The 23,009-nt window shown below is 73.2% G+C and carries 22 protein-coding genes; 21 read left to right on the top strand and 1 reads right to left on the bottom strand.

The features are described from left to right. The first annotated feature begins 112 nt into the window (after positions 1-112). The 6 genes from ACZ3J7_RS33045 to ftsH all read left to right on the top strand — a co-directional run bounded on the left by ACZ3J7_RS33045 (position 113) and on the right by ftsH (position 8,558). Positions 113-1,438: an ammonium transporter gene (locus tag ACZ3J7_RS33045; RefSeq protein WP_465627076.1), complete on the top strand. Its 1,326-nt coding sequence runs from the start codon at positions 113-115 to the stop codon at positions 1,436-1,438. Beyond that, entirely contained in the window at positions 1,435-1,773 is a 339-nt protein-coding gene (locus ACZ3J7_RS33040) for a P-II family nitrogen regulator (RefSeq protein WP_014138256.1), read from the top strand. The genes ACZ3J7_RS33045 and ACZ3J7_RS33040 overlap by 4 nt, the downstream gene beginning before the upstream one ends. Before the next feature lie 106 nt (positions 1,774-1,879). Next, positions 1,880-4,312, top strand: coding sequence for a [protein-PII] uridylyltransferase (locus ACZ3J7_RS33035; protein WP_465627075.1), 2,433 nt, complete (start codon positions 1,880-1,882; stop codon positions 4,310-4,312). 102 nt (positions 4,313-4,414) lie between these two features. Beyond that, positions 4,415-5,974, top strand: a complete 1,560-nt coding sequence (gene ffh / locus ACZ3J7_RS33030; protein WP_465627074.1) for a signal recognition particle protein — start codon at positions 4,415-4,417, stop codon at positions 5,972-5,974. A gap of 85 nt (positions 5,975-6,059) precedes the next feature. Beyond that, entirely contained in the window at positions 6,060-6,584 is a 525-nt protein-coding gene (locus ACZ3J7_RS33025; protein WP_465627073.1) for a GNAT family N-acetyltransferase, read from the top strand. 69 nt (positions 6,585-6,653) lie between these two features. Beyond that, positions 6,654-8,558 carry an ATP-dependent zinc metalloprotease FtsH gene (gene ftsH / locus ACZ3J7_RS33020; RefSeq protein WP_465627072.1) on the top strand — a complete coding sequence of 635 codons (1,905 nt, stop codon included), beginning with the start codon at positions 6,654-6,656 and terminating at the stop codon, positions 8,556-8,558. Positions 8,559-8,655: 97 nt separating this feature from the next. On the opposite strand, the gene ACZ3J7_RS33015 is transcribed toward ftsH, so the two are convergent. Then, complete coding sequence (locus tag ACZ3J7_RS33015) at positions 8,656-9,504, bottom strand: class I SAM-dependent methyltransferase (RefSeq protein WP_465627071.1); 849 nt, start codon at positions 9,502-9,504, stop codon at positions 8,656-8,658. Between the two features lie 292 nt (positions 9,505-9,796). Here ACZ3J7_RS33015 and proS point away from each other — a divergent pair, with 292 nt between their 5' ends. The 15 genes from proS to ACZ3J7_RS32940 all read left to right on the top strand — a co-directional run bounded on the left by proS (position 9,797) and on the right by ACZ3J7_RS32940 (position 22,605). Next, entirely contained in the window at positions 9,797-11,209 is a 1,413-nt protein-coding gene (proS, locus tag ACZ3J7_RS33010; RefSeq protein WP_465627070.1) for a proline--tRNA ligase, read from the top strand. A gap of 413 nt (positions 11,210-11,622) precedes the next feature. Further along, on the top strand, positions 11,623-12,201 hold the full coding sequence (locus ACZ3J7_RS33005) for a hypothetical protein (RefSeq protein ID WP_400953431.1): 579 nt from the start codon (positions 11,623-11,625) through the stop codon (positions 12,199-12,201). 352 nt (positions 12,202-12,553) lie between these two features. Next, positions 12,554-12,982: a 30S ribosomal protein S16 gene (rpsP, locus tag ACZ3J7_RS33000; RefSeq protein ID WP_014138264.1), complete on the top strand. Its 429-nt coding sequence runs from the start codon at positions 12,554-12,556 to the stop codon at positions 12,980-12,982. A 2-nt stretch (positions 12,983-12,984) separates the two neighbouring features. Then, positions 12,985-13,224 carry an RNA-binding protein gene (locus ACZ3J7_RS32995; protein WP_014138265.1) on the top strand — a complete coding sequence of 80 codons (240 nt, stop codon included), beginning with the start codon at positions 12,985-12,987 and terminating at the stop codon, positions 13,222-13,224. Between the two features lie 211 nt (positions 13,225-13,435). Then, positions 13,436-14,062 (top strand): ribosome maturation factor RimM, encoded by a 627-nt coding sequence (rimM, locus tag ACZ3J7_RS32990; protein ID WP_465627069.1) that lies wholly within the window; start codon positions 13,436-13,438, stop codon positions 14,060-14,062. A 5-nt stretch (positions 14,063-14,067) separates the two neighbouring features. Then, positions 14,068-14,886, top strand: coding sequence for a tRNA (guanosine(37)-N1)-methyltransferase TrmD (gene trmD / locus ACZ3J7_RS32985; protein WP_465627115.1), 819 nt, complete (start codon positions 14,068-14,070; stop codon positions 14,884-14,886). 156 nt (positions 14,887-15,042) lie between these two features. Further along, positions 15,043-15,393, top strand: a complete 351-nt coding sequence (rplS, locus tag ACZ3J7_RS32980; RefSeq protein WP_030458810.1) for a 50S ribosomal protein L19 — start codon at positions 15,043-15,045, stop codon at positions 15,391-15,393. A gap of 65 nt (positions 15,394-15,458) precedes the next feature. Further along, positions 15,459-16,268, top strand: a complete 810-nt coding sequence (lepB, locus tag ACZ3J7_RS32975) for a signal peptidase I (RefSeq protein WP_465627068.1) — start codon at positions 15,459-15,461, stop codon at positions 16,266-16,268. After that, entirely contained in the window at positions 16,252-17,235 is a 984-nt protein-coding gene (gene lepB, locus ACZ3J7_RS32970) for a signal peptidase I (protein ID WP_465627067.1), read from the top strand. Before lepB (ACZ3J7_RS32975) ends, lepB (ACZ3J7_RS32970) begins: the two co-directional genes overlap by 17 nt. A gap of 204 nt (positions 17,236-17,439) precedes the next feature. Continuing rightward, a complete protein-coding gene (lepB, locus tag ACZ3J7_RS32965; protein WP_465627066.1) occupies positions 17,440-18,354 on the top strand; it encodes a signal peptidase I in 915 nt (304 codons plus the stop codon). A 167-nt stretch (positions 18,355-18,521) separates the two neighbouring features. Next, on the top strand, positions 18,522-19,268 hold the full coding sequence (gene lepB / locus ACZ3J7_RS32960; RefSeq protein ID WP_465627065.1) for a signal peptidase I: 747 nt from the start codon (positions 18,522-18,524) through the stop codon (positions 19,266-19,268). 4 nt (positions 19,269-19,272) lie between these two features. After that, a complete protein-coding gene (locus ACZ3J7_RS32955; protein ID WP_465627064.1) occupies positions 19,273-19,824 on the top strand; it encodes an NUDIX hydrolase in 552 nt (183 codons plus the stop codon). 56 nt (positions 19,825-19,880) lie between these two features. Continuing rightward, positions 19,881-20,207: a DUF2469 domain-containing protein gene (locus tag ACZ3J7_RS32950; RefSeq protein WP_043916176.1), complete on the top strand. Its 327-nt coding sequence runs from the start codon at positions 19,881-19,883 to the stop codon at positions 20,205-20,207. 277 nt (positions 20,208-20,484) lie between these two features. After that, positions 20,485-20,955: a YraN family protein gene (locus ACZ3J7_RS32945; RefSeq protein WP_465627114.1), complete on the top strand. Its 471-nt coding sequence runs from the start codon at positions 20,485-20,487 to the stop codon at positions 20,953-20,955. Then, on the top strand, positions 20,956-22,605 hold the full coding sequence (locus tag ACZ3J7_RS32940) for a YifB family Mg chelatase-like AAA ATPase (RefSeq protein WP_465627063.1): 1,650 nt from the start codon (positions 20,956-20,958) through the stop codon (positions 22,603-22,605). Positions 22,606-23,009: the final 404 nt, after the last annotated feature.

Raw genomic sequence — 23,009 nt, 5'->3', positions numbered from 1 at the left:
CCGCATCGGCCGAAACCCGCCTTCGGCACTCTCCTCTCATCGCCGACACGCCGGGATGGCACGGGACAGGTATCCCGGTCGTGGTGCGGCTCTCATTTCGGAGGAGACGCCGATGCCGGACGGCTTCAGCGCGGGCGATACCGCCTTTGTGTTCATCTGTGCGGCCCTGGTCATGTTGATGACCCCGGGCCTGGCCTTCTTCTACGGAGGCATGGTCAGGGTCAAGAGCACCCTCAACATGCTGGTGATGAGCTTCATCTCACTGGCCATCGTCACGGTGCTCTGGGTCCTGTACGGCTACACGCTGGCCTTCGGGCCGGACGCCGGGGCGGGCCTGATCGGCAACCTCGACTACCTGGGCATGCGCGGCATCGACCTGAACGCGCTCACCGGGACGATCCCGGTGACCGGCTTCGCGGCCTTCCAGCTGATGTTCGCGATCATCACCCCGGCGCTGATCAGCGGCGCCATCGCGGACCGGGCCAAGTTCGCGGCCTGGAGCCTGTTCGTGGCGCTCTGGGTGACCGTCGTGTACTTCCCGGTCGCGCACTGGGTGTTCTTCTTCGACGGCGGCGACGGCGGCTGGCTCGGCGACCGCAACGGCGTGATCGACTTCGCCGGCGGCACCGCGGTGCACATCAACGCCGGCGCGGCGGGCCTGGCCCTGGCGCTGGTGCTGGGCAAGCGGATCGGCTTCAAGAAGGACCCGATGCGCCCGCACAGCCTGCCGCTGGTGATGCTCGGCTCCGGCCTGCTCTGGTTCGGCTGGTTCGGCTTCAACGCCGGTTCGGCGCTGGCCGCCAACGGCGTCGCGGGCATGGCCTTCGTCAACACCCAGGTCGCCACCGCCGCCGCCGTCCTCGGCTGGCTGGCGTACGAGAAGATCCGGCACGGCGCGTTCACCACCCTCGGCGCCGCCTCCGGCGCGGTGGCCGGCCTGGTCGCGATCACCCCGGCCTGCGGTTCGGTCTCCCCGCTCGGCTCGATCGCGATCGGCCTGATCGCCGGCGCGCTGTGCGCCGCGGCGATCAGCCTGAAGTACAAGTTCGGCTTCGACGACTCGCTCGACGTGGTCGGCGTCCACCTGGTCGGCGGCGTCGTCGGCTCGCTGCTGATCGGCTTCTTCGCCACCGGCCACGTCGGCCAGACCGCGTCCGGCCTGTTCTACGGCGGCGGCCTGGGCCAGCTCGGCAAGCAGGCGCTCGGCGTGGTCGTCGTCCTGGTCTACTCGTTCGTGCTCTCCTGGCTGCTGGGCCAGGCGATCCAGAAGACCATCGGCTTCCGGGTCGCGGAGGAGGTCGAGGTGTCCGGCATCGACCAGGCCGAGCACGCCGAGTCCGCCTACGACTTCACCGCCGTCGGCGCCAGCCTGGCCCGCCCCGTGGCCGCCCCCGCCGCCGCCGTCCCCGCCGAGAAGACCGAGGTCGACGCCCGATGAAGCTGATCACCGCCGTCATCAAGCCGCACCGCCTGGACGAGGTCAAGGACGCCCTGCAGGCCTTCGGGGTGCACGGCCTGACCGTCACCGAGGCCAGCGGGTACGGCCGCCAGCGCGGCCACACCGAGGTCTACCGCGGCGCCGAGTACACCGTCGACCTGGTCCCCAAGGTCCGGATCGAGATACTGGTCGACGACGAGGACGCCGAGCAGCTGATCGACGTGGTCGTCAAGGCGGCCCGCACCGGCAAGATCGGCGACGGCAAGGTCTGGTCCGTCCCGGTCGAGACCGCCGTCCGGGTCCGCACCGGCGAACGCGGCCCCGACGCCCTCTGAGCCGCCGGCGCCCTCCGACCCACCGCTGACAACCCTCCTGGCGGACCTGCCCACGCGGCAGGTCCGCCGAAGGCGTATCCGGCACCAGCACGCACCGGGAGCAGACGTGAGCAGCACCGACCCCGCCGAGTACGGCTACCCGGCCGAACGCGCCCGCCTGCTGGCCGACCCGGCCGCGGCCGGCCCGCAGCGGCGCGCCGCCCTGGCCCGGCTCACCGACGACTGGCTGGCCGGCCTCTACCGGACGGCCGGCGCCCCCGCCCGCACCGCGCTGGTCGCCGTCGGCGGCTACGGCCGGGGCGAGCTCTCCCCGCGCAGCGACCTGGACGTGCTGCTGCTGCACGAGGGCCCGCTCGCCGCGGACCTGGCCGAACGCGTCTGGTACCCGGTCTGGGACAGCGGCGTCGCCCTCGACCACGCCGTCCGCACGCCCGGCGAGGCCCGCAAGGTCGCCGCCGAGGACCTCAAGGCCCAGCTCGGCCTGCTCGACGCCCGCCACCTGGCCGGCGACCCGCAGCTCACCGCCGAGCTGCGCTCCGCCGTCCTCGCCGACTGGCGGGCCGCCGCCCCCGAGCGCCTCCCTGAGCTGCGCGAGCTCGGCCGGGCCCGGGCCGAGCGCCACGGCGAGCTGTCCTTCCTGCTCGAACCCGACCTCAAGGAGGCCCGCGGCGGCCTGCGCGACCTGGTCGCGCTGAACGCGGTGGCCGCCACCTGGCTCGCCGACGCCCCCCGCGACGGCCTGGACGCCGCCGCCCGCACCCTCGCCGACGTCCGCGACGCGCTGCACCTGACCACCGGCCGGGCCACCGAGCGGCTCTCCCTGCAGGACCAGGACCAGGTCGCCGAACGCCTCGGCGTGCTCGACGCCGACACCCTGCTGCGGCAGGTCTACCAGGCGGCCCGCACCGTCGCGTACGCCGGCGACGTCACCTGGCGCGCCGTCGACCGGGTGCTGGCCGAGCGCCGCCGGGCCGCGCCGCGCCGCGCCGTCCGGTTCGGCTTCCCGTTCAACGGCGCCCGGCGCGCCCCGGTCGGCCCGGCCTCGGCCGAGCGCCGCCCGCTCGCCGAGGGCGTGGTCGAGCAGGACGGCGAGGCCGTGCTCGCCCAGGCCGCCCGGCCCGCCGCCGACCCGGTGCTGCCGCTGCGGGCCGCCGCCGCGGCCGCCCAGGCCGGGCTGACCGTCGGCTACGCCACCGTCCGCCGGCTGGCCGCCGAGGCCGCGCCGCTGCCGGTGCCCTGGCCGGACGAGGCCCGCGAGCAGCTGGTCACCCTGCTCGGCGCCGGCGAGGCCTGCCTGCCGGTCTGGGAGGCGCTGGAGGCCGAGGGCCTGGTCAGCCGGATGCTGCCGGACTGGGAGCGGGTCCGCTGCCGGCCGCAGCGCAACGCCGTGCACCGCTGGACCGTCGACCGGCACCTGATCGAGACCGCCGTCCGGGCCGCCGCGATGACCCGCCGCACCGCCCGCCCCGACCTGCTGCTGGTCGCCGCCCTGCTGCACGACCTCGGCAAGGGCTGGCCCGGCGACCACTCCGAGGCCGGCGAGGTGATCGTCCGCGACGTGGCCGTCCGGATGGGCTTCGGCAAGCGCGACACCGACACCCTGGCGCTGCTGGTGCGCCACCACCTGACGCTGGTCGACACCGCCACCCGGCGCGACCCCGACGACCCGGCCACCGCCGACCTGATCGCCAAGACCGTCGGCACCCAGGCCCACCTGGAACTGCTGCACGCCCTCACCGAGGCCGACGCCACCGCCACCGGCCCCGCCGCCTGGTCGAGCTGGCGGGCCTCGCTGGTCGCCACCCTGGTCGAGCGCGCCGCCGCCCGGCTGGCCGGCGACACCCGGCCGCCCGCCGCCGACCCCGAGGTCACCGCCGACCAGGAGCGGCTCGCCGTCGAGGCCGCCCGCACCGGCGCCCCCGCGCTGGCGTTCACCGCCCAGGCCGAGCCGGACGCCGACGGCGGCGAGCCGATGGGCGTCGAGCTGACCCTGGCCATCCCCGACCGCCCCGGCCTGCTCGGCACCGTCGCCGGGGTGCTCGCCCTGCACCGCCTCGCCGTCCGCAAGGCCGGCCTGCGCGAACTCGACCCGGTCGGGGCCGGGGCCGTCCTGCTGCTGTCCTGGACGGTCGCCGCCCAGTACGGCGACCTGCCCGACGCCGCCCGGCTCCGCGCCGACCTGCGCCGCGCCCTGGACGGCTCGCTGGACGTCACCCGCAAACTCGCCGAACGCGACGCCGCCGCGCCCCGCCGGCGCGGCATCAGCACCCCGCCGCCGGTGGTCGCCGTCGCCCCGCACGACGCCTCGCGCTCCGCCACCGTGCTGGAGGTCCGCGCGCACGACGCGCCCGGCCTGCTGCACCGGATCGGCCGCGCGCTGGACGCCTCCGGCGTCCGGGTGCGCACCGCCCACGTCTCCACCCTCGGCGCGGAGGCCGTCGACGCCTTCTACCTCACCTCCACCGACGGCCGGCCGCTGGAGCAGGGCCGCGCCGAGCAGGTCGCGCGGGCCGTCCGGGAGGCGCTGGAGGGGCGCTGACCCGCTGTTCGCGCAGGGGCGCAGACCGCCCGCCGGGGTGCGGCTACCCTTGGGGGCGACGACAGTACCCGTACTCGATGCCGCAAGGGACCCGCGACCGACGTGTTCGACACTCTCTCCGACCGCCTCGCAGCGACGTTCAAGAACCTCCGGGGCAAGGGCCGTCTCAGCGAGGCGGACATCGACGCCACCGCGCGCGAGATCCGGATCGCCCTGCTGGAGGCGGACGTCGCGCTGCCCGTGGTCCGCGCCTTCATCAAGCAGGTCAAGGACCGGGCCCTGGGCTCCGAGGTCTCCGGCGCGCTGAACCCGGCCCAGCAGATCATCAAGATCGTCAACGAGGAGCTGATCAGCATCCTCGGTGGCGAGACCCGCCGCCTGCGGTTCGCCAAGACCGGCCCGACCGTGATCATGCTGGCCGGCCTCCAGGGCGCCGGCAAGACCACGCTGGCCGGAAAGCTCGGCCACTGGCTGAAGAGCCAGAAGCACACCCCGCTGCTGGTCGCCTGCGACCTCCAGCGCCCCAACGCCGTCACCCAGCTCGGCGTGGTCGCCGAGCGGGCCGGCGTCGCCTTCTACGGCCCGCAGCCGGGCAACGGCGTCGGCGACCCGGTGCAGGTGGCCCGCGACTCCGTCGAGTACGCCAAGCAGAAGCAGTACGACGTCGTCATCGTCGACACCGCCGGCCGCCTCGGCATCGACGCGGAACTCATGCAGCAGGCCGCCGACATCCGGGCCGCGGTCGACCCGGACGAGGTCCTGTTCGTGGTCGACGCCATGGTCGGCCAGGACGCGGTCACCACCGCCCAGGCCTTCCTCGAAGGCGTCGACTTCACCGGCGTGGTGCTCTCCAAGCTCGACGGCGACGCGCGCGGCGGCGCGGCCCTCTCGGTCGCGCACGTCACCGGCCGCCAGATCATGTTCGCCTCCAACGGCGAGAAGGTCGACGACTTCGACGCCTTCCACCCGGACCGGATGGCCTCGCGCATCCTCGGCATGGGCGACGTCCTCTCGCTGATCGAGAAGGCCGAGCAGACCTTCTCCCAGGCCGAGGCCGAGAAGATGGCCGCCAAGCTCCAGGGCGGCGGCAAGGACTTCACGCTCGACGACTTCCTGTCGCAGCTGGAGCAGGTCCAGAAGATGGGCTCGATCTCCAAGCTGCTCGGCATGCTCCCCGGCATGGGCCAGATCCGCGACCAGATCAACAACCTGGACGACAAGGACGTCAACCGGGTCGGCGCGATCATCAAGTCGATGACCCCGGCCGAGCGCACCGACCCCAAGCTGATCAACGGCTCGCGCCGGCTGCGCATCGCCAAGGGCTCCGGCGTCCAGGTCGGCGAGGTCTCCAGCCTGGTCGAGCGGTTCTTCGAGGCCCGCAAGATGATGTCCGCGATGGCCTCCGGCAAGGGCATCCCCGGCATGCCCGGCATCCCCGGGATGGGCGGCGGCGCCAAGCGCTCCGCCAAGAAGGCCCCGGTCGCCAAGGGCAAGCGCAAGAGCGGCAACCCGCTCAAGCGCGCCCAGGAGGAGGCCGCCGCCGCCGAGCGCAAGGCACTCGGCCCCGGCCAGGGCACCGCGCCGGGCGGCGCGTTCGGCCTCCAGCCCGGCAAGGGCCCGGCCGACTTCGACCTCCCCAAGGAGTTCAAGGACCTGCTGTAGGTCCCGGGCGCGGGTGCCGGGGCAGGGGCGTGCGGACGATCCGCGCGTCCCTGCCCCGGCACCCCGTTGCGCCATGATGTCCCGTATGCGCGTGACGATCCGAGCCCCCCGCCCCGATGACGTCGTCCCCTACGCCGAGGCGGTGCGACGCTCCGCCGCGCACATCGGGAGGTGGAACCCGGTCGAGCCGGACGGCCTGCCGGACCTGCTGAGCCGGCAGGGCACCGGCCTGCGCACGTTCCTGATCGTCGACGTCGAGACCGGCGGCCTGGTCGGCAAGTGCAACGTGGCGAACATCGTGATGGCGCGCTTCTGCAACGGCGTCATCGGCTACGACTCGTACCAGCCGTTCGCCGGGACCGGCCGGATGACCGAGGGCATGCGGCTGGTGGTCGAGCGCTGCTTCACACCCGCGGACCGGGGCGGGCTCGGGCTGCACCGGCTGGAGATCAACGTGCAGCCGGACAACGAGCGGTCGATCGCGCTGGCGCGCCGACTGGGCTTCCGGCACGAGGGCTTCACGCCGCGGATGCTGTTCCTGCAGGACGCCTGGCGCGACCACGAGCGGTTCGCGCTGACCGCCGAGGAGTGGCCGACCCCGGTGCGCTGACCCGGCGGGGCCGGCGGCTCGCGGCGTTGCGCGCTCCCCGGGGTCCGGGATGTCCGTATCGTCCGACGGGTGAGCAACCCCGTGCCGCCGCGCCAGACCCCCGACCAGCCCTGGCGGTCCGAGGGGGCCCCGCCCCCGCCGCCGCCGAAGAGGAAGATGCCGGGCGGCTGGACGGGCCTGATCCTCACCGCCCTGGTGGTGTTCCTGCTGTCCGACATCCTGCTGAGCTTCTTCGGCAACGGCGGCTCGACCACGATCTCGTACACCGAGTTCAACAAGCAGCTCAACGGCGGGAACATCACCAAGATCTACGCCAAGGGCGACGCCATCGAGGGCACGCTCAGGAACAAGCAGCCCAAGCCGGACGGCGGCAAGGGCGACTACACCGACTTCACCACCCAGCGCCCGGCGTTCGCCAGCGACAACCTGTGGGGCACCCTGCAGTCGCAGAACGTCGAGGTGACGGCCCGACCGGTGGTGCAGCAGCGCAGCTTCCTGGCGAACCTGCTGATCTCGCTGGCCCCGATGCTGCTGCTGATCGGGGTCTGGGTGCTGATCGCCCGCCGGATGTCCGGCGGCATCGGCGGCGGCGCGCTCGGCCGCAAGGCCCCGCCCAAGCCGGTGGACACCAGCCAGGGCAAGCGCACCACCTTCAAGGACGTGGCCGGCATCGACGAGGTGCGCGACGAGCTCAGCGAGGTGGTCGACTTCCTGAAGAACCCGCAGGCCTACCGCAGGCTCGGCGCCAAGATGCCGCGCGGCGTCCTGCTGTCCGGCCCGCCCGGCACCGGCAAGACCCTGCTGGCCCGCGCCGTCGCCGGCGAGGCGGACGTGCCGTTCTTCTCCGCCTCGGCCTCCGAGTTCATCGAGATGATCGTCGGCGTCGGCGCCAGCCGGGTCCGCGAACTGTTCTCCGAGGCCCGCAAGGTCGCCCCCGCCATCGTGTTCATCGACGAGATCGACACCATCGGCCGGCAGCGCGGCGGCGGGGGCGGCATGGGCGGCCACGACGAGCGCGAGCAGACCCTCAACCAGATCCTCACCGAGATGGACGGGTTCTCCGGCTCCGAGGGCGTGATCGTGATCGCCGCGACCAACCGGGCCGAGGTCCTCGACCCCGCGCTGCTGCGCCCCGGCCGCTTCGACCGCCGGATCACCGTCAGCCCGCCCGACCGGACCGGCCGCGAGCAGATCCTGAGGATCCACACCCGCGAGGTGCCGCTCGCCGAGGGCACCGACCTGGCCGCCGTCGCCCGCACCACGCCCGGCATGACCGGCGCCGACCTGGCCAACCTGGTCAACGAGGCCGCGCTGATCGCCGTCAAGCGCGAGCAGGACGCTGTCGACCAGGAGAACCTCTCCGAGGCGCTGGAGAAGGTCCAGCTCGGTGCGGTCCGCCCGCTGGTGATGCCCCAGCAGGAACGCGAGCGGACCGCCTTCCACGAGTCCGGCCACGCCCTGCTCGGCATGCTCCAGCCCGGCGCCGACCCGGTCCGCAAGATCACCATCGTGCCGCGCGGCCGCGCCCTCGGCGTCACCCTCTCCACCCCCGACACCGACCGCTACTCCTACACCGAGCCCTACCTGCGCGGCCGGATCATCGGCGCGCTCGGCGGGATGGCCGCCGAACAGGTCGTCTACGGCGTGGTCACCACCGGCGCCGAGAGCGACCTCGAACAGCTCACCACCATCGCCCGCTCGATGGCCGGCCGCTGGGGCATGAGCGACCGGGTCGGCCGGGTCACCGCGATCCCCGACGACAGCCAGTCCCCGTACGGCCTGGCCGCCGCCCCCGCCACGCTGGACGCGGTCGACGAGGAGGCCCGGCGGATCGTCGCCGAGTGCTGGGAGGAGGCCGTCGCCCTGCTGCACCGGCACCGCGACCGGCTCGACGCGCTGGCCGCCGCGCTGCTGGAGGCCGAGACCCTCGACGAGGACGCCGCGTACGCCGCCGCCGGGCTCAGCCGGTCCTGAACCCCCTCGGCCGCGGGGTTCGGCTGCGGGGCTCGGCCGCAGGGCTCAGGCGCGGGGCTCAGGCGCGGGGCTCAGCCGAAGGGCTCGGCCGCGGGGCTCAGGCGCGGGGCCGGGTGCCCGCCGCCCAGCGGAACTCGTTCACCATCCGCACCGAGCCGTCCGGCCGCAGGTACGGGTGCAGCGCCTCCGCCAGCTCCTTCGCCACCAGCGCGCCGCCCGCGGCCTCCTCGGCCCGGTCGAACAGGCCGGTGGAGAGCAGGCCGCGGACCGCCGAGTCCAGGCCCGCGTAGGCGAACGGGCAGCTCACCCGGCCGCTCTCGGACGGGCGCACCCCCGCCGAGGCGAGCAGCGAACCCAGCACGCCCGGGCCGGCCGCGGCGAACGGGTCGGGGGTGGCGAGCGGGTCCGGGGCGCCGAGCGAGAGCGGGGCGGACGGGGCGTGCCGGCGGGCGACCTCCAGCACGGCGGCGCTCTCGCAGCGCTCCGCCGGACCCCAGGTGGCCACCACCAACTGCCCGCCGGGCAGGGTCCGCTCCGCCGACCAGGCCACCAGCGCGGGCGTCAGCGGCCGCTCGAAAACCGTCACCAGGGAGTGCGCCGGGCGGGGGACGGGGTGCGCCGAACGGGCGAGGGCCCCCGCGCCCCCGCCGGGCGCCACCTGCAACCCGCGGGCCGCCGCGAGCTCCCGCAGCCCGCCGTCCGGCTCCACCCCCGCGACCTGCGCGCCGCGCCCCTCGGCGAGCAGCAGCGCCAGCCCCGACCGGCAGCCGACGCCCAGCAGGCTGGTCGCCGCGCCGACCTCCAGCCGGCGGTAAACGTCCTGGTAGAGGGGGACGAGCATGCGCTCCTGGATCTCCGCCCAGTCCCGCGCCCGACCGCCCCGCCCCGCCGGCGGGCCCGTCCGGACCCGGTCCACGGTGCTGCCGGTCACCTGCGCTGAAGCCATCGCGGCCTCCCAATCGGTCCTCGGAATCGACTGCGGCACCCGCAGCCCAGCCCCCCGGCCCCTCTCCCAGCGAACAGCGGGTCGCCCCCGCCGTCCAGAGGGGTGCGAGCAGGTATCCGCGCGCCGTGGGTGTGCGCCCCGGGGTGTGCGCGGGCGCGGCGCGGTCCGGTCGGTGGTTCGACCGGTTGGTGGTCCGGTGGGTGCTCCGGGTCGCGGGCCGACGAAGGGCGGAGGAGTGGGCGGGGTGAGCCGGATTCACGGTCCGGGCCCGGTTTTCCGTACCATTCGGCCCATGGCTAAGGCACCCGTTCTCACCCCCCAGGCGGAAGACTTCCCCCGCTGGTACCAGGACCTCATCAACAAGGCCGAGCTGGCCGACAACGGTCCGGTGCGCGGCACCATGGTCATCCGACCGTACGGCTACGGCCTGTGGGAGCGGATGCAGCAGGAGATGGACGCGCGGATCAAGAAGGCGGGCGCCCAGAACGCCTACTTCCCGATGTTCATCCCGCAGTCCTACCTGACCAAGGAGGCCGAGCACGTCGAGGGCTTCGCCCCCGAGCTCGCGGTGGTCACCCACGGCGGCGGCAAGGAGCTGGAGGAGCCGGTCGTCGTCCGGCCCACCTCCGAGACCATCATCAACGAGTACTTCTCCAAGTGGGTGCAGAGCCACCGCGACCTGCCGCTGCTGATCAACCAGTGGGCCAACGTGGTCCGCTGGGAGCTGCGCCCGCGCGTCTTCCTGCGCACCACCGAGTTCCTCTGGCAGGAGGGCCACACCGCCCACGCCACCTACGAGGACGCCCGCGCGTACGCCTCGCGGATCCACACCGACGTGTACGGCGACTTCATGACCAACGTGCTGGGCATCGACGTGGTGCTCGGCCGCAAGACCGCCAAGGAGCGCTTCGCCGGCGCGATCAACACCCTCACCCTGGAAGGGATGATGGGCGACGGCAAGGCGCTGCAGATGGGCACCAGCCACGAACTGGGCCAGAACTTCGCCAAGGCCTTCAACACCACCTACCAGCTGCAGGGCGCCGAGCGCGAGCACGTCTGGCAGACCTCCTGGGGCGTCTCCACCCGCATGGTCGGCGGCCTGATCATGTCGCACGGCGACGACAACGGCCTGCGGGTGCCGCCGCGGCTGGCCGCCGTGCAGGCCGTGGTGCTCGCCATCAAGGGCGAGGACGCGGTGCTGGCGAAGGTCCGCGAGATCGGCGCCCGGCTGGAGGCCGCGGGCGTGCGGGTGGTCGTCGACGACCGCACCGACACCCCGTTCGGCCGCCGCGCCGTCGACTGGGAGCTCAAGGGCGTCCCGCTGCGCATCGAGGTCGGCCCGCGCGACCTGGAGGCCGGCACCGCGATGCTGGTCCGCCGGATCGCCGGCGGCAAGGAGCCGGTCTCGGTCGACTCCCTGGCCGCGATCGTCCCCGGCATCCTGGAGGAGGACCAGGCGCAGCTGCTGCGCGAGTCCCGCGAGCGCCGCGAGGCCCGCACCGTGGACGTCAAGACCATCGACGAGGCCGCCGAGGCCGCGACCACCGGCTGGGGCCGGATCTCCTGGGCCGACCTCGGCCCCGAGGGCGAGGCCAAGCTGGCCGAGCAGGGCGTGTCGGTGCGCTGCCTGATCGCCGCGGACGGCTCGGTGCCGGCCGCCGACGACCAGCCCGGCAACCTCGCGCTGGTGGCCCGCGCGTACTGAGGGCGGTGCGCCGGGCCGGTCTTCCGGTCCGGTCCGGACCGGTCCGGACCACTGCTCCGGGCCGGTCCTCCGGGCGGGCCGGAGTATTCCGGAAACCCGGTCCGGGCGCTGGCAGTTGAGACTACTGACCAGTCAACTCCCCGAGGTACCCCGCAAGCGGTACGGTATACGGCCCGTGGCCCTGTCAATTTTTCAGGCAGGTCGCGGGCCGTCCGTCGTGGGGATGTTGGGCTCCGCGGCGGGTGCCGAGAGCCCGGCGAAACCCGCCGGCTCCATACGTGCAGGGGGTTGGTCTTGCGTCAGTCCGGAGCCGCGCAATTCGCGCGCGGAAGTGCGTTCCTGAGAGTCCGCTGGGAATTCCCGAACACGGGTGCCCACCGGAACATCGGCTCTCTCCCCATCGTTGGTACAGCGTGAGCACGACACAGCCCCTCGTCCTCGCGGCCGAACTGGCCGCCGCCTGGAGCGACATCCAGGCCCACCACCGGGACCTGCCCGACCTGGCGTCGCCCGAGGCGCTGATCGGCGAGTCCTCGTCGGCCTGCGGCACCCAGCTCAACTTCGAGCGGTTGCTGCACGAGGCCGCCCACGGCCTGGCCGCCGCCCGGGAGATCCGCGACACCTCGCGGGCCGGCCGCTACCACAACCGCCGCTTCCTGCTGCTCGCCTCCGAGCTGGGCCTGGCCCACCCGGTCGAGCCGCACGCCAGCAGCGGCTTCTCCCAGGTGACGATGGGGCACGAGACCCGCGACCGCTACGCCGGGACCATCGAGCGTCTCGACCGCGCGCTCGGGGCGCACCAGCTCGCCGTCGCCGGCGAGGGCAACCACCGCGCCTTCCGCGGCCCGGCCGCCCGGCACGGCTCCTCGGGCGGCGGCGTCCGGGTCAAGGCGGTGTGCGGCTGCGGTCGCAACGTCCGCGTCGTCCCGTCCGTGCTGGCCCAGGCCTCGATCGTCTGCGGCGCCTGCCAGCAGCCGTTCAAGATCGCCTGAACCGTCCGGGGCGTTCACGGCGCCCGCACCGTCCGGGAGGGGTCCCGGCGGGAAGGGCGCGGTTCCGAGTGAGGTCCGAACGGGGTGCGGGCGGGGTGTCCGCCCCCCGGTCGGCAGTGGGGCTCGGGAGCGCCGAGGCCGGTCGGCCCGATGGTTTCCGGGGTCCCCCGGACCGCGCAGGGGTGCGGTCCGGGGGACCTCCGTGTTGTGGCAGAATGGATGGCTGAGTACTCGCTTGCCCATCAGGACCCTCTCTCCCAACGGCTGGCGTGTCCCTTGAACGGCACCTCGCGCCGCAGCCCCACGCGGCGGAGCGCTGCTCACCCACGTCAACACAGGAGAAACCACACCCGTGGCTGTCAAGATCAAGCTGAAGCGTCTGGGCAAGATCCGCTCCCCGCACTACCGCATCGTCGTCGCCGACTCGCGCACCAAGCGTGACGGTCGCGCGATCGAGGAGATCGGCATCTACCAGCCGACCTACAACCCCTCGAAGATCGAGGTCGACGGCGAGCGCGCCCAGTACTGGCTGTCCGTCGGCGCCCAGCCGACCGAGCCGGTGCTCGCCATCCTGAAGCTGACCGGCGACTGGCAGAAGTTCAAGGGCCTGCCGGCTCCGGAGCCGCTGAAGGTGGCCGAGCCCAAGGTCGAGGACTTCTCGCACCTGTTCGCCAAGGCCGTCGCCGGCTTCGAGGACGCCACCACCGGTGTCGCCATCACCCCGAAGGCCAAGAAGTCGGACAAGGCTGACGAGGCCGAGGCCGCTTCCACCGAGGCCTGAGCGTGATCGAGGAAGCCCTCGACCACCTGGTGAAGGGCATCGTCGAGCACCCCGACGAGGTGCAGGTCCGCTCGCGCAACCTGCGCCGCGGGCACACCATCGAGGTGCGAGTGCACCCTGACGACCTCGGCAAGGTGATCGGTCGGGGCGGCCGCACGGCTCGCGCGCTGCGCACCGTGGTCGGCGCCCTGGGCGGTCGCAACGTCCGGGTCGACCTGGTCGACGTGGACAGCCTCCGCTGACCCCACGTTCGACCGCCGAGGGCACCGACCGCCAGGTCGGCCACCGGGTCTCAGGACCGGCCGGGACGCATCCGTCCCGGCCGGTCCTTCCCGTTTCCGGGCCCGCCCGCGGGCGGTGTCCGGCCGCTTCCCGCCGCCACCGGCGGGTCCCCGCCGTCCACCAGCGCGTACGCACCTTCCAGCGCCATCACCTCTCAGGAGAACGATCACCGTGCAGCTCGTCGTCGGCAAGATCGGCCGCGCCCACGGCATCCGGGGGGACGTCAGCGTCGAGGTCCGCACCGACGAGCCGGAGCTGCGGCTCGGGCCCGGCGCGGTCCTCCTCACCGACCCCGCCGCCACCGGACCGCTGACCGTCGAGTCCGGCCGGGTGCACAGCGGCCGCCTGCTGCTGCGCTTCGCCGGCGTCAAGGACCGCACCGCCGCCGAGGCCCTGCGCGGCACCATGCTGATCGCCGAGGTCGACCCGGAGGAGACCCCCGACGACCCGGACGAGTACTACGACCACCAACTCATCGGCCTGGACGTGGTGCTGGCCGACGGCACGCCGGTCGGCGAACTCACCGAGGTGGTCCACCTCCCTTACCAGGACCTGCTCACCGTCCAGCGTCCGGACGGCACCGAGGTGCTCGTCCCGTTCGTCGAGCAGATCGTCCCCGTCATCGACCTGGACGAGCAGCGCGTCGTCCTCACCCCGCCGCCCGGCCTGATCGACCCCGTCGACGCGGTCGTCGCCTCCGCCCGCGCGGACGCGGACGCCGACGAGGGCGAGGGTGCCGGTGCTGACGCGGACGCAGACGCGGACGCGGACACGGACGGGAAGGGCGGCGACGCGTGAGCGACATGCGGATCGACGTCGTCACGATCTTCCCCGAGTACCTGGAGCCGCTGAACGTCTCCCTGGTCGGCAAGGCACGGGCCCGCGGACAGCTGGACGTGCACCTGCACGACCTGCGGTCGTGGACCACCGACATCCACCGGACCGTGGACGACACGCCCTACGGCGGCGGCCCCGGCATGGTGATGAAGCCCGAACCGTGGGGCGCCGCGCTGGACGCCGTCCTGGCCGTCGGGCCCGAGGGCGAGGTGCCGACCCTGGTGGTGCCCACCCCCAGCGGACGGTCCTTCACCCAGGAGCTCGCCCAGGACCTCGCCGCCCGCCCCTGGCTGGCCTTCGCGCCCGCCCGCTACGAGGGCATCGACCGGCGGGTCATCGACGAGGCCGCGACCCGGATGCCGGTGGTCGAGGCCTCGATCGGCGACTACGTGCTGGCCGGTGGCGAGGTCGCCGTGCTGGTGATGGTCGAGGCGATCGCCCGGCTGCTGCCCGGCGTGCTGGGCAACGCGGAGTCGCACCGCGACGACTCCTTCGCCCCCGGCGCGATGGCCGACCTGCTGGAGGGCCCGGTGTACACCAAGCCCGCCGAGTGGCGCGGCCGGGAGGTGCCGGAGATCCTGCTCAGCGGCCACCACGGGAAGATCGCCCAGTGGCGGCGCGAGCAGGCCTTCGCCCGCACGCTCGCCAACCGACCCGACCTGGTGGCCCGCTGGCAGCGCGAGGCGTTCACCAAGAAGGAGCGCGAGGCGCTCAGCGTCCTCGGCCTCGCCTGGGACGAGACCAGCGGCCGATTTCGGTCCGCGGCCGAGCCTGTGGAAGAATAGGCGACTGCTGTCTGTCGCCGGGCTCCCTTCGCGGGGGTCAGTGGACCGGTGCCCCCGCCACGGGGGGATCACCGCCAACCGAAGCGGCCCGCGGCACCCCATCAGTTGAGACGAATATCCGTGGGCGGCCCGTGGCGCCCGCGATGGAGAGCAACGATGAGCAACAAGCTCGCTGCTGTCGACGCGGCCTCGCTGCGCACCGACATCCCCGCCTTCCGCCCCGGCGACACCCTCAAGGTGCACGTCCGAGTCATCGAAGGCAACCGCTCGCGCGTCCAGGTCTTCCAGGGCGTCGTCATCCGTCGTCACGGCGCCGGCATCGGTGAGACCTTCACCGTCCGCAAGGTCAGCTTCAACGTCGGTGTCGAGCGCACCTTCCCGGTGCACACCCCGGTCGTCGAGAAGATCGAGGTCGTGACCCGCGGTGCGGTCCGCCGCGCCAAGCTGTACTACCTGCGCGACCTCCGCGGCAAGGCCGCGAAGATCAAGGAGAAGCGCGACGCGTGATCGCGCACGCTCGACGGGGGTCGGCCCTCCAACCGGTGTAGACCGGGGGGATAAGCTCACCCCCGATGAGCACGCACGAGCCACTGGCGGACCGCGACGGCAGTCCCGTACCCACGGGTACGGACACGCCGCCGCGGTCCGCCGCCGTTTCCGCCCCCCGGGCTGAGGACGGGACCGAGGCCGAGGCCCAAGCCGTGGCCGGGGGCGGCGGGCGGCGGTGGTCGCGGGACCTGCTGTGGATCGCCGCGGTCTGCGTGACCGCGCTGCTGCTGGTGAACGCCTTCGTGGCGCGGCCGTTCTCGGTGCCGTCCGGTTCGATGGAGGGGACGCTGCGGCCGGGCGACCGGGTGCTGGTCAACCAGCTCGCGTACGCCTTCGGCGGGCACCCCCAGCGGGGCGACGTGGTGGTCTTCGACGGCATCGGCTCCTTCCTGCCGTACCAGGACGAACCGTCCGGCGTGAAGCGGCTGTTGGTCGGCGCGGGCCTCGCCACGGCCGGCGACACGGTCTACGTGAAGCGGGTGATCGGCGTCGGCGGGGACCGGATCACCTGCTGCGGCACCGACGGCAAGCTCCGGGTCAACGGGGTGCCGCTGGACGAGAGCGCGTACCTGCTCCCCGGTGACGCGCCGTCGGCGGTGCCGTTCGACATCGTGGTTCCCGGCGGCAGGCTGTGGATGATGGGCGACCACCGCAGCGCCTCCCGCGACTCCCGTGACCACCTCGGCGAGCCCGGCGGCGGCGCCGTGCCCGAGGACAGGGTGATCGGCCGTGCGGACTGGCTGATGTTCCCCCTGGGCCGCGCCACCTCCCTCGACCGGCCGGCGGCGTTCGCCGCGATTGAGGGGACCGGTGGCCATGGGGAGCAGAGGTAGACCCAGGACCGCCGCTGACGGCCCGTCCGACCCCGCCGGCCCCGGCTCCGCGTTCGAGACCGAGTCCGTGTACCTGGCGGAGCCGGGCGAGGACGGCGGGGGCGCCTCGGGCGAGCGCCCGCTCCGGGGACGGGCCGAGCGGCGCCGGGCAGCCAAGCGCGCCGCGCGCCGCAGCAGGCGCTCCTTCCTGCGCGAGCTGCCGGTGATCGTGCTGGTGGCGCTGGTCATCGCGCTGGTGATGAAGACCTTCCTGATCCAGGTGTTCGTGATCCCCTCCGGTTCGATGGAACAGACCCTGCAGGTCGGTGACCGGGTCGTGGTGGACAAGCTCACCCCGTGGTTCGGCGCCGAGCCGGAGCGCGGCCAGGTGGTGGTCTTCAAGGACCCGGGCGGCTGGCTGGAGAACGACCACAGGCAGTCCTCGGACGGGCCCGTGCTGCGGAACGCGAAGGCGCTGTTCTCCGCGGTGGGGCTGCTCCCCTCCGACGACGAGCGGGACTTGATCAAGCGGGTGATCGGCGTCGGCGGCGACACCGTCGAGTGCTGTGACGAGCGGGGCCGGCTGAGCGTGAACGGCACCCCGCTGGACGAGCCGTACGTCTCGCCCGGCAACGCGCCCTCGCGGATCACCTTCAAGGTGACGGTGCCCCAGGGGCGGCTCTGGGTGATGGGGGACCACCGCGACCTGTCCGCCGATTCCCGCTACCACATGGGCAACCCGGGATCCGGGAGCATCCCGGTGGGCAACGTGGTCGGGCGCGCCTTCGTGGTGGCCTGGCCGCTCTCCCACTTCGGTCAACTGGATGTCCCCGATTCACTCTCCTCGCTGCCGGGGCGGGTGACAGGATCGGGGGCCATCGAGCCGGTTCCTGCGGAACCCCCACTCGTTATGGGTGTGTTGGGCGTCCTTCCGCTCCTGACCCGGTACCGCGCGGCGCACCGGAGGAGCAGGCCGGTGGCCGACTGACGTTCCGGTCGGCGCGTGGGAGCACGGGCACGTCGACCAGGAGTGATAGAGAAGTGTGAAGTGCTCGGTTCCGGCCTGGTGTCGGGCCTGCCCCGGCAGGGCAAGCCAGAGGCGGGTTCCCGACCGATCGCAGAGTGTGGTGCCCGCTGTGCGGCACTGGTGAGCGCGGGCGCGCAGGCGTCCGCACAGCAGGGAGGAGATGTCGTGGGGGATCTGGTGATCGGTGCCCGTTCAGGTGCTCCGGAGCCCGACGGTGAACCCGTCGGCAACCAGGAGGGACTGCACGCCGGTGACGGCGAGGAACTCCGGGACGCGGAGGCCGGCGCCGAGGCCGACGGGGACGCGGAGAACCCGTCGAGGCGGGCACCGAAGCAGCGTTCCTTCTGGAAGGAACTGCCGATCCTGATCGGCATCGCGCTGGTGCTGGCCCTGGTGATCAAGACCTTCTTCGTCCAGGCGTTCTCGATCCCCTCGGGGTCGATGGAGAACACGCTCCAGGTCGGCGACCGCGTCCTGGTCGACAAGCTCACCCCCTGGTTCGGTTCCGAGCCGGAGCGCGGCGAGGTCGTGGTCTTCAAGGATCCGGGCGGCTGGTTGAACGACGAGCCGACCCAGCGCAGTGACAACTCCTTCGTGCGCGGCGTGCAGGACGTGTTCAGCTTCATCGGGCTGATGCCGTCCAGCGACGAGAAGGACCTGATCAAGCGCGTCATCGCGGTCGGCGGCGACACCGTCGAGTGCCAGGGCTCCGGCCCGGTCAAGGTGAACGGCGTCGCGCTCGACGAGCCGTACATCTTCCCCGGCAACACCCCGTGCGGGGAGAAGCCGTTCGGCCCGGTGAACGTGCCCAAGGGCACCATCTGGGTGATGGGCGACCACCGGGGCAACTCGCTGGACTCGCGGTACCACATGGACCAGCCCGGTGGCGGAACCGTGCCGGTCGACAACGTGGTCGGCCGCGCGTTCGTGGTGGCCTGGCCGATCGGCGACTGGGCGACGCTGCCCGTCCCGGACACCTTCGACCAGAAGGGGCTGGCGGCCGGCCCGCTCGTCCCGACGCTGGCCGGTACGGCACTCGCCCTGCCCGCCGTCTGGTGGTTGCGCAAGCGCCGCCGCTGACCGGGCGCCGACGGACCGGGAACGCCTCTTGCGCGGGCCGTGGTACTCGCGAGTAATCTGCTCGCACGTGCCACGGCCCGCAGCGCTGTCCGAACCAGGACGACGGCCCGCGGACCGGCAGAGGGCGCTCGCCCCGAGCACCCGGGCACCAGGAGAGGGCGGAGCCGATGAGCAGCCTCGCGGAACGGACCCCGCGCACCGAGGCCGACCCGGCCCGTCGCCGGAGCGCCGCGTCGGTCGTGCAGGGCGTGGTGATCGGGCTCGGCCTGGTGATGCTGCTCGGCGGCTTCGCGGTGCTCGCCCTCCAGTACCGGCCGTACAAGATCCCGACGGGTTCGATGAGCCCGACCCTGGCATCCGGCGACACCGTCCTGGCCCGCACCGGCGGGACGGTCGGGCGCGGGGACATCGTGGTCTTCCAGGACCCGGACTGGGGCGGCTCGACCCTGGTGAAGCGCGTGGTCGCGGTCGGCGGCGACACCGTCTCCGGCGACAAGGACGGGCGGATCACCGTCAACGGACACCGAGTGTCCGAGCCCTACCTCGCCCCGGTCCAGCTGGGCGCGGCCTCCTTCACGGTCACCGTGCCCGAGGGACGGCTGTTCCTGCTCGGCGACCAGCGGGAGAACTCCCTGGACTCGCGCAGCCACCTCGACGTGGCGTTCGGTTCGGTGCCGGTCTCCGGGGTGAAGGCGCGGGTCGAGGCGGTGATCCAGCCGCTGTCCCGGGCCGGGATGGAGCGGCGCACCCCGGCCTTCGACGAACTGGGCGCGCCGAACGCCCACCAGCCCGGCCCGCTGCTGCCCGCCGCCTGGACGTCGGCCAGCGGGGCGGTGCTGATCGTGGCCGCCTCCGTGGCGGGGTGGACGGTCTCGCTGGTCCGACGGCTGCGAGGGCGGCGCGAGGTCTCCTGAGCCCGTGGCCGGCGATGCGCCGGACCGGGCCCCCGTACTGGCCAGGAGGCGTGCCCAGCGCCTCAGGACGGAGCTGAACCAGGTGGCGGTCGAGCACCGCAGGGCCGTTCGCGTGCTGCTGCTGGACCCGGCCGGCCGGGTCCTGCTGCTGCGCGGGGCGGATCCGGCCGAGCCCGGGACCACCTGGTGGATCACGCCCGGCGGCGGCATCGAACCGGGCGAGAGCCCGGCGGAGGCGGCCCGGCGCGAGCTGGCCGAGGAGATCGGCCTGACGGACGTGGACTGGGGACCGCTGGTCGCGTACGGCACGGCGGAGTTCTCCTTCCGGGGCAGGGAGTACCGACAGGAGCAGTGGTTCCGGCTGGCCCGCACTACGCGGACCTCGGTGTCACTGACGGAGAGCGGAGCGGACGAGCACGCGCTGTTACTGACCGTTCGCTGGTGGACGGTGGGGGAGTTGAGGAGAACCGAGGAGACCGTCCACCCGCGCGGGCTGGCCGGGCTGGTGGAGCGGGTTCTGACCGATGGGCCGCCAGAACCACCAGTAAGGCTCTGAGCACGGGTCCGGTGGTCCACAATGGGGTGGACGTGACGAGTGAGGGGACGCTTGGAATGAGTGCCGAAGACCTCGAGAAGTACGAGACCGAGATGGAGCTCAAGCTCTACCGGGAGTACCGGGATGTCGTCGGCCTGTTCAAGTACGTGATCGAGACCGAACGGCGTTTCTACCTGACGAACGACTACGACCTCCAGGTGCACTCGGTGCAGGGCGAGGTGTTCTTCGAGGTGGCGATGGCGGATGCGTGGGTCTGGGACATGTACCGACCGGCCCGGTTCGTCCGGAAGGTCCGCGTGCTGACGTTCAAGGACGTGAACATCGAGGAACTGGCCAAGAGCGATCTGGAGCTTCCCTCGGACGATTCCGCGTTCGGGAACTGACCGCACCGCCGACGAGCGGCCGTTCCCCCGAGGGCCCGGTGCCCCGGCGGGAGCGGCACGGCCGACCGTGCCCTCCTGCCCGGACCGCCGCACCTCCGCGAGCCGCGGTGGTGCTCTGGGCACCGAGATTGACCGCGCGGGTCGAGCGGTGTCCAGCGCATTTTTCGATTCGTCGCTCGAACGGGTGACCTGAGTTATCCACAGGCCCGGGTTATCCACAGGCCCGGTGATTTCGCTGGCCCACCCCCGGCGCGTGACGGCAACCTTCCGGCCGGAGGTGATTGCCGTGCAGAATCCCAAGAAGTTCTCCACCAACGGCCTCGGACGCTACGGCGAGGAGGTCGCCGCCCGCCGGCTCGCGGAGGGCGGGCTGTGCATCCTGGAACGCAACTGGCGCTGCGCCGACGGAGAGCTCGACATCGTCGCGCTCGACGGGGACACCCTCGCGATCTGCGAGGTGAAGACCCGCTCCGAGCGGAGCTTCCAGCAGCCCGCCGAAGCCATCGACCAGACCAAGGCCGACCGACTGCGCCACCTCGCCGAACGGTGGCTCGTCGAACGCTGGCCGATCCACTTCTCCCGGCTCGTGCTCGCCGCCGAACAGGCCGGGGGAGTCGAACCACGACCCGACGTGGAGAGCGGCGGGCCGGCCCCGCCGCCGCCCGGCGGGGTCCGTATCGACCTGGTCGCCGTGGTCAACCCGCGTCGGGGCGCCGCTGCGGTCGAGCACCTGCGCGGGGCGGTCTGAATGGCCTTCGCCCGCACCTGCTCGGTCGCCCTGGTCGGAGTGGACGGCGTCGTGGTCGAGGTCCAGGCCGACCTCGAACCCGGACTCGCCGCGTTCAGCCTGGTGGGCCTCGCCGACAAGGCCCTCCTGGAAGCCCGTGACCGGGTGCGCGCTGCGGTCTCCAACAGCGGCGAGAAGTGGCCGCTGCGGAAACTCACCGTGGGCCTCACTCCGGCCTCCGTGCCCAAGAGCGGCAGCGGGTACGACCTGGCGGTGGCCTGCGCCGTCCTGGCCGCCGCCGAACGGCTCGACCCCGCGTCGATCGACGGCCTGCTGATCATCGGAGAGCTCGGCCTGGACGGCCGCGTGCGCCCGGTGCGCGGAGTCCTGCCCGCGGTACTGGCGGCGGCCGACGCCGGATACCGGCAGATCGTGGTCGCCGAACAGACCGCCGCCGAAGCGAGACTGGTGCCCGGGGTCTCCGTCCTGGGAGTGCGCAGTCTCCGCCAGCTCATCGCGGTCCTCACCAACGCCCCCGTCCCCGAAGAACCGCCCGACCCCTCCACCGGCCGCCCCGACTCCTCGTTCGCCGGACTGCTGCTGCCCGGCCTCGGCGTCCGCGACCTGGCCGCCGAACAGGCCGGCCGCCCCGACCTCGCCGACGTGGCCGGGCAGTACGAGGCACGCCAAGCCCTGGAGATCGCCGCCGCGGGCGGCCACCACCTCTACCTGAAGGGTCCGCCCGGAGCCGGCAAGACGATGCTGGCTGAACGGCTTCCCGCCCTGCTCCCACCGCTCACCCAGGCCGAAGCCCTCGAAGTGACCGCGATCCACTCCGTGGCCGGCCTGCTCCCGCCCGACCGCCCCCTGATCGCCACCCCGCCCTACTGCGCCCCGCACCACTCGACGACCATGCCCGCCATCGTCGGCGGCGGAACGGGCCTGCCCAGGCCCGGGGCCGTCTCCCTCGCCCACCGGGGCGTGCTGTTCCTCGACGAGGCACCCGAGTTCCCGGTCCGGGTCCTCGACGCGCTGCGCCAACCCCTGGAGTCGGGGGAGGTGATGATCGCCCGGGCCGCCGGCTCGATGCGACTACCCGCCCGTTTCCTGCTCTGCCTGGCCGCCAATCCCTGCCCCTGCGGCCGCTATTCCCTGAGAGGAGAAGGATGCGAATGCACACCCGTCATGGTCAACCGCTACCAAGCGCGGCTCTCCGGCCCGTTGCTGGACCGGGTCGACCTCCAGGTGCAGGTCGCCGGAGTCACCAAGGCCGAGCTGATGCAGCGAGGCGGAAAGGCCGAGAGCACGGCGACGGTCGCCGAACGCGTGCGGGAGGCCCGGGCCCGGGCCGCCGCTCGCCTCGCCGACACCCCGTGGCGGACCAACGCCGAAGTGCCCGGACACGAGCTGCGCACGCGCTGGCAACTCGCACCCGGTTCGCTGGCCGACGCCGAACGCGACCTCGACCGGGGCCTGCTCACCGCACGCGGCCTCGACCGCGTCCTGAAGGTGGCCTGGACGGTCTCCGACCTCGCCGGCCGGGACCGGCCGAACCGGAGCGACATCCAGACGGCGCTCACCCTCCGCACCGGCGTCCAGCGGATCGCCCGTCCGACGGACCGCAGGAGCGACCCGTCCTACCCCTACGCCGACTCGTCGGATGAGTTCTGACCACCGCTCACCTGACTCACCCACCGGAACGTCGACACCGCAGGAGACCGCCACCGACCGGCGGGCGCGCCGCACCGCCCGCCGCCGACGGCACCGCACCGCACCGCAGGAGGAACACCCATGACCGCACACCCCGCCCCCCGCCAAGCGCCCCACGGACACGCCGGCCGTCCCGCCGCTCCACGGGACGCGCCGCCCGCCGCCCGATCCGCACCCCCGTCCGTGCCGCGCGGTGCCCTCCGCCCGTTCGGCGCGGCGCACTCGGCCGGGAGCGGAGCCGATCCGTGCCGACCCTCGGGCGGTCCGGGAACAGCCGACCCGTCCAGCGGTTCCGGTCCGCCGGACCCGCCCGAGACCGCCCACCCGTCCGGCACCCACTCGGCGTGCGACGGGGGCCAACGACT

The sequence above is a fragment of the Kitasatospora sp. NPDC015121 genome, from assembly GCF_055562955.1.
The sequence above is the reverse complement of the archived record's forward strand: the minus strand, read 5'-3'. Positions and strand labels throughout refer to the sequence as shown.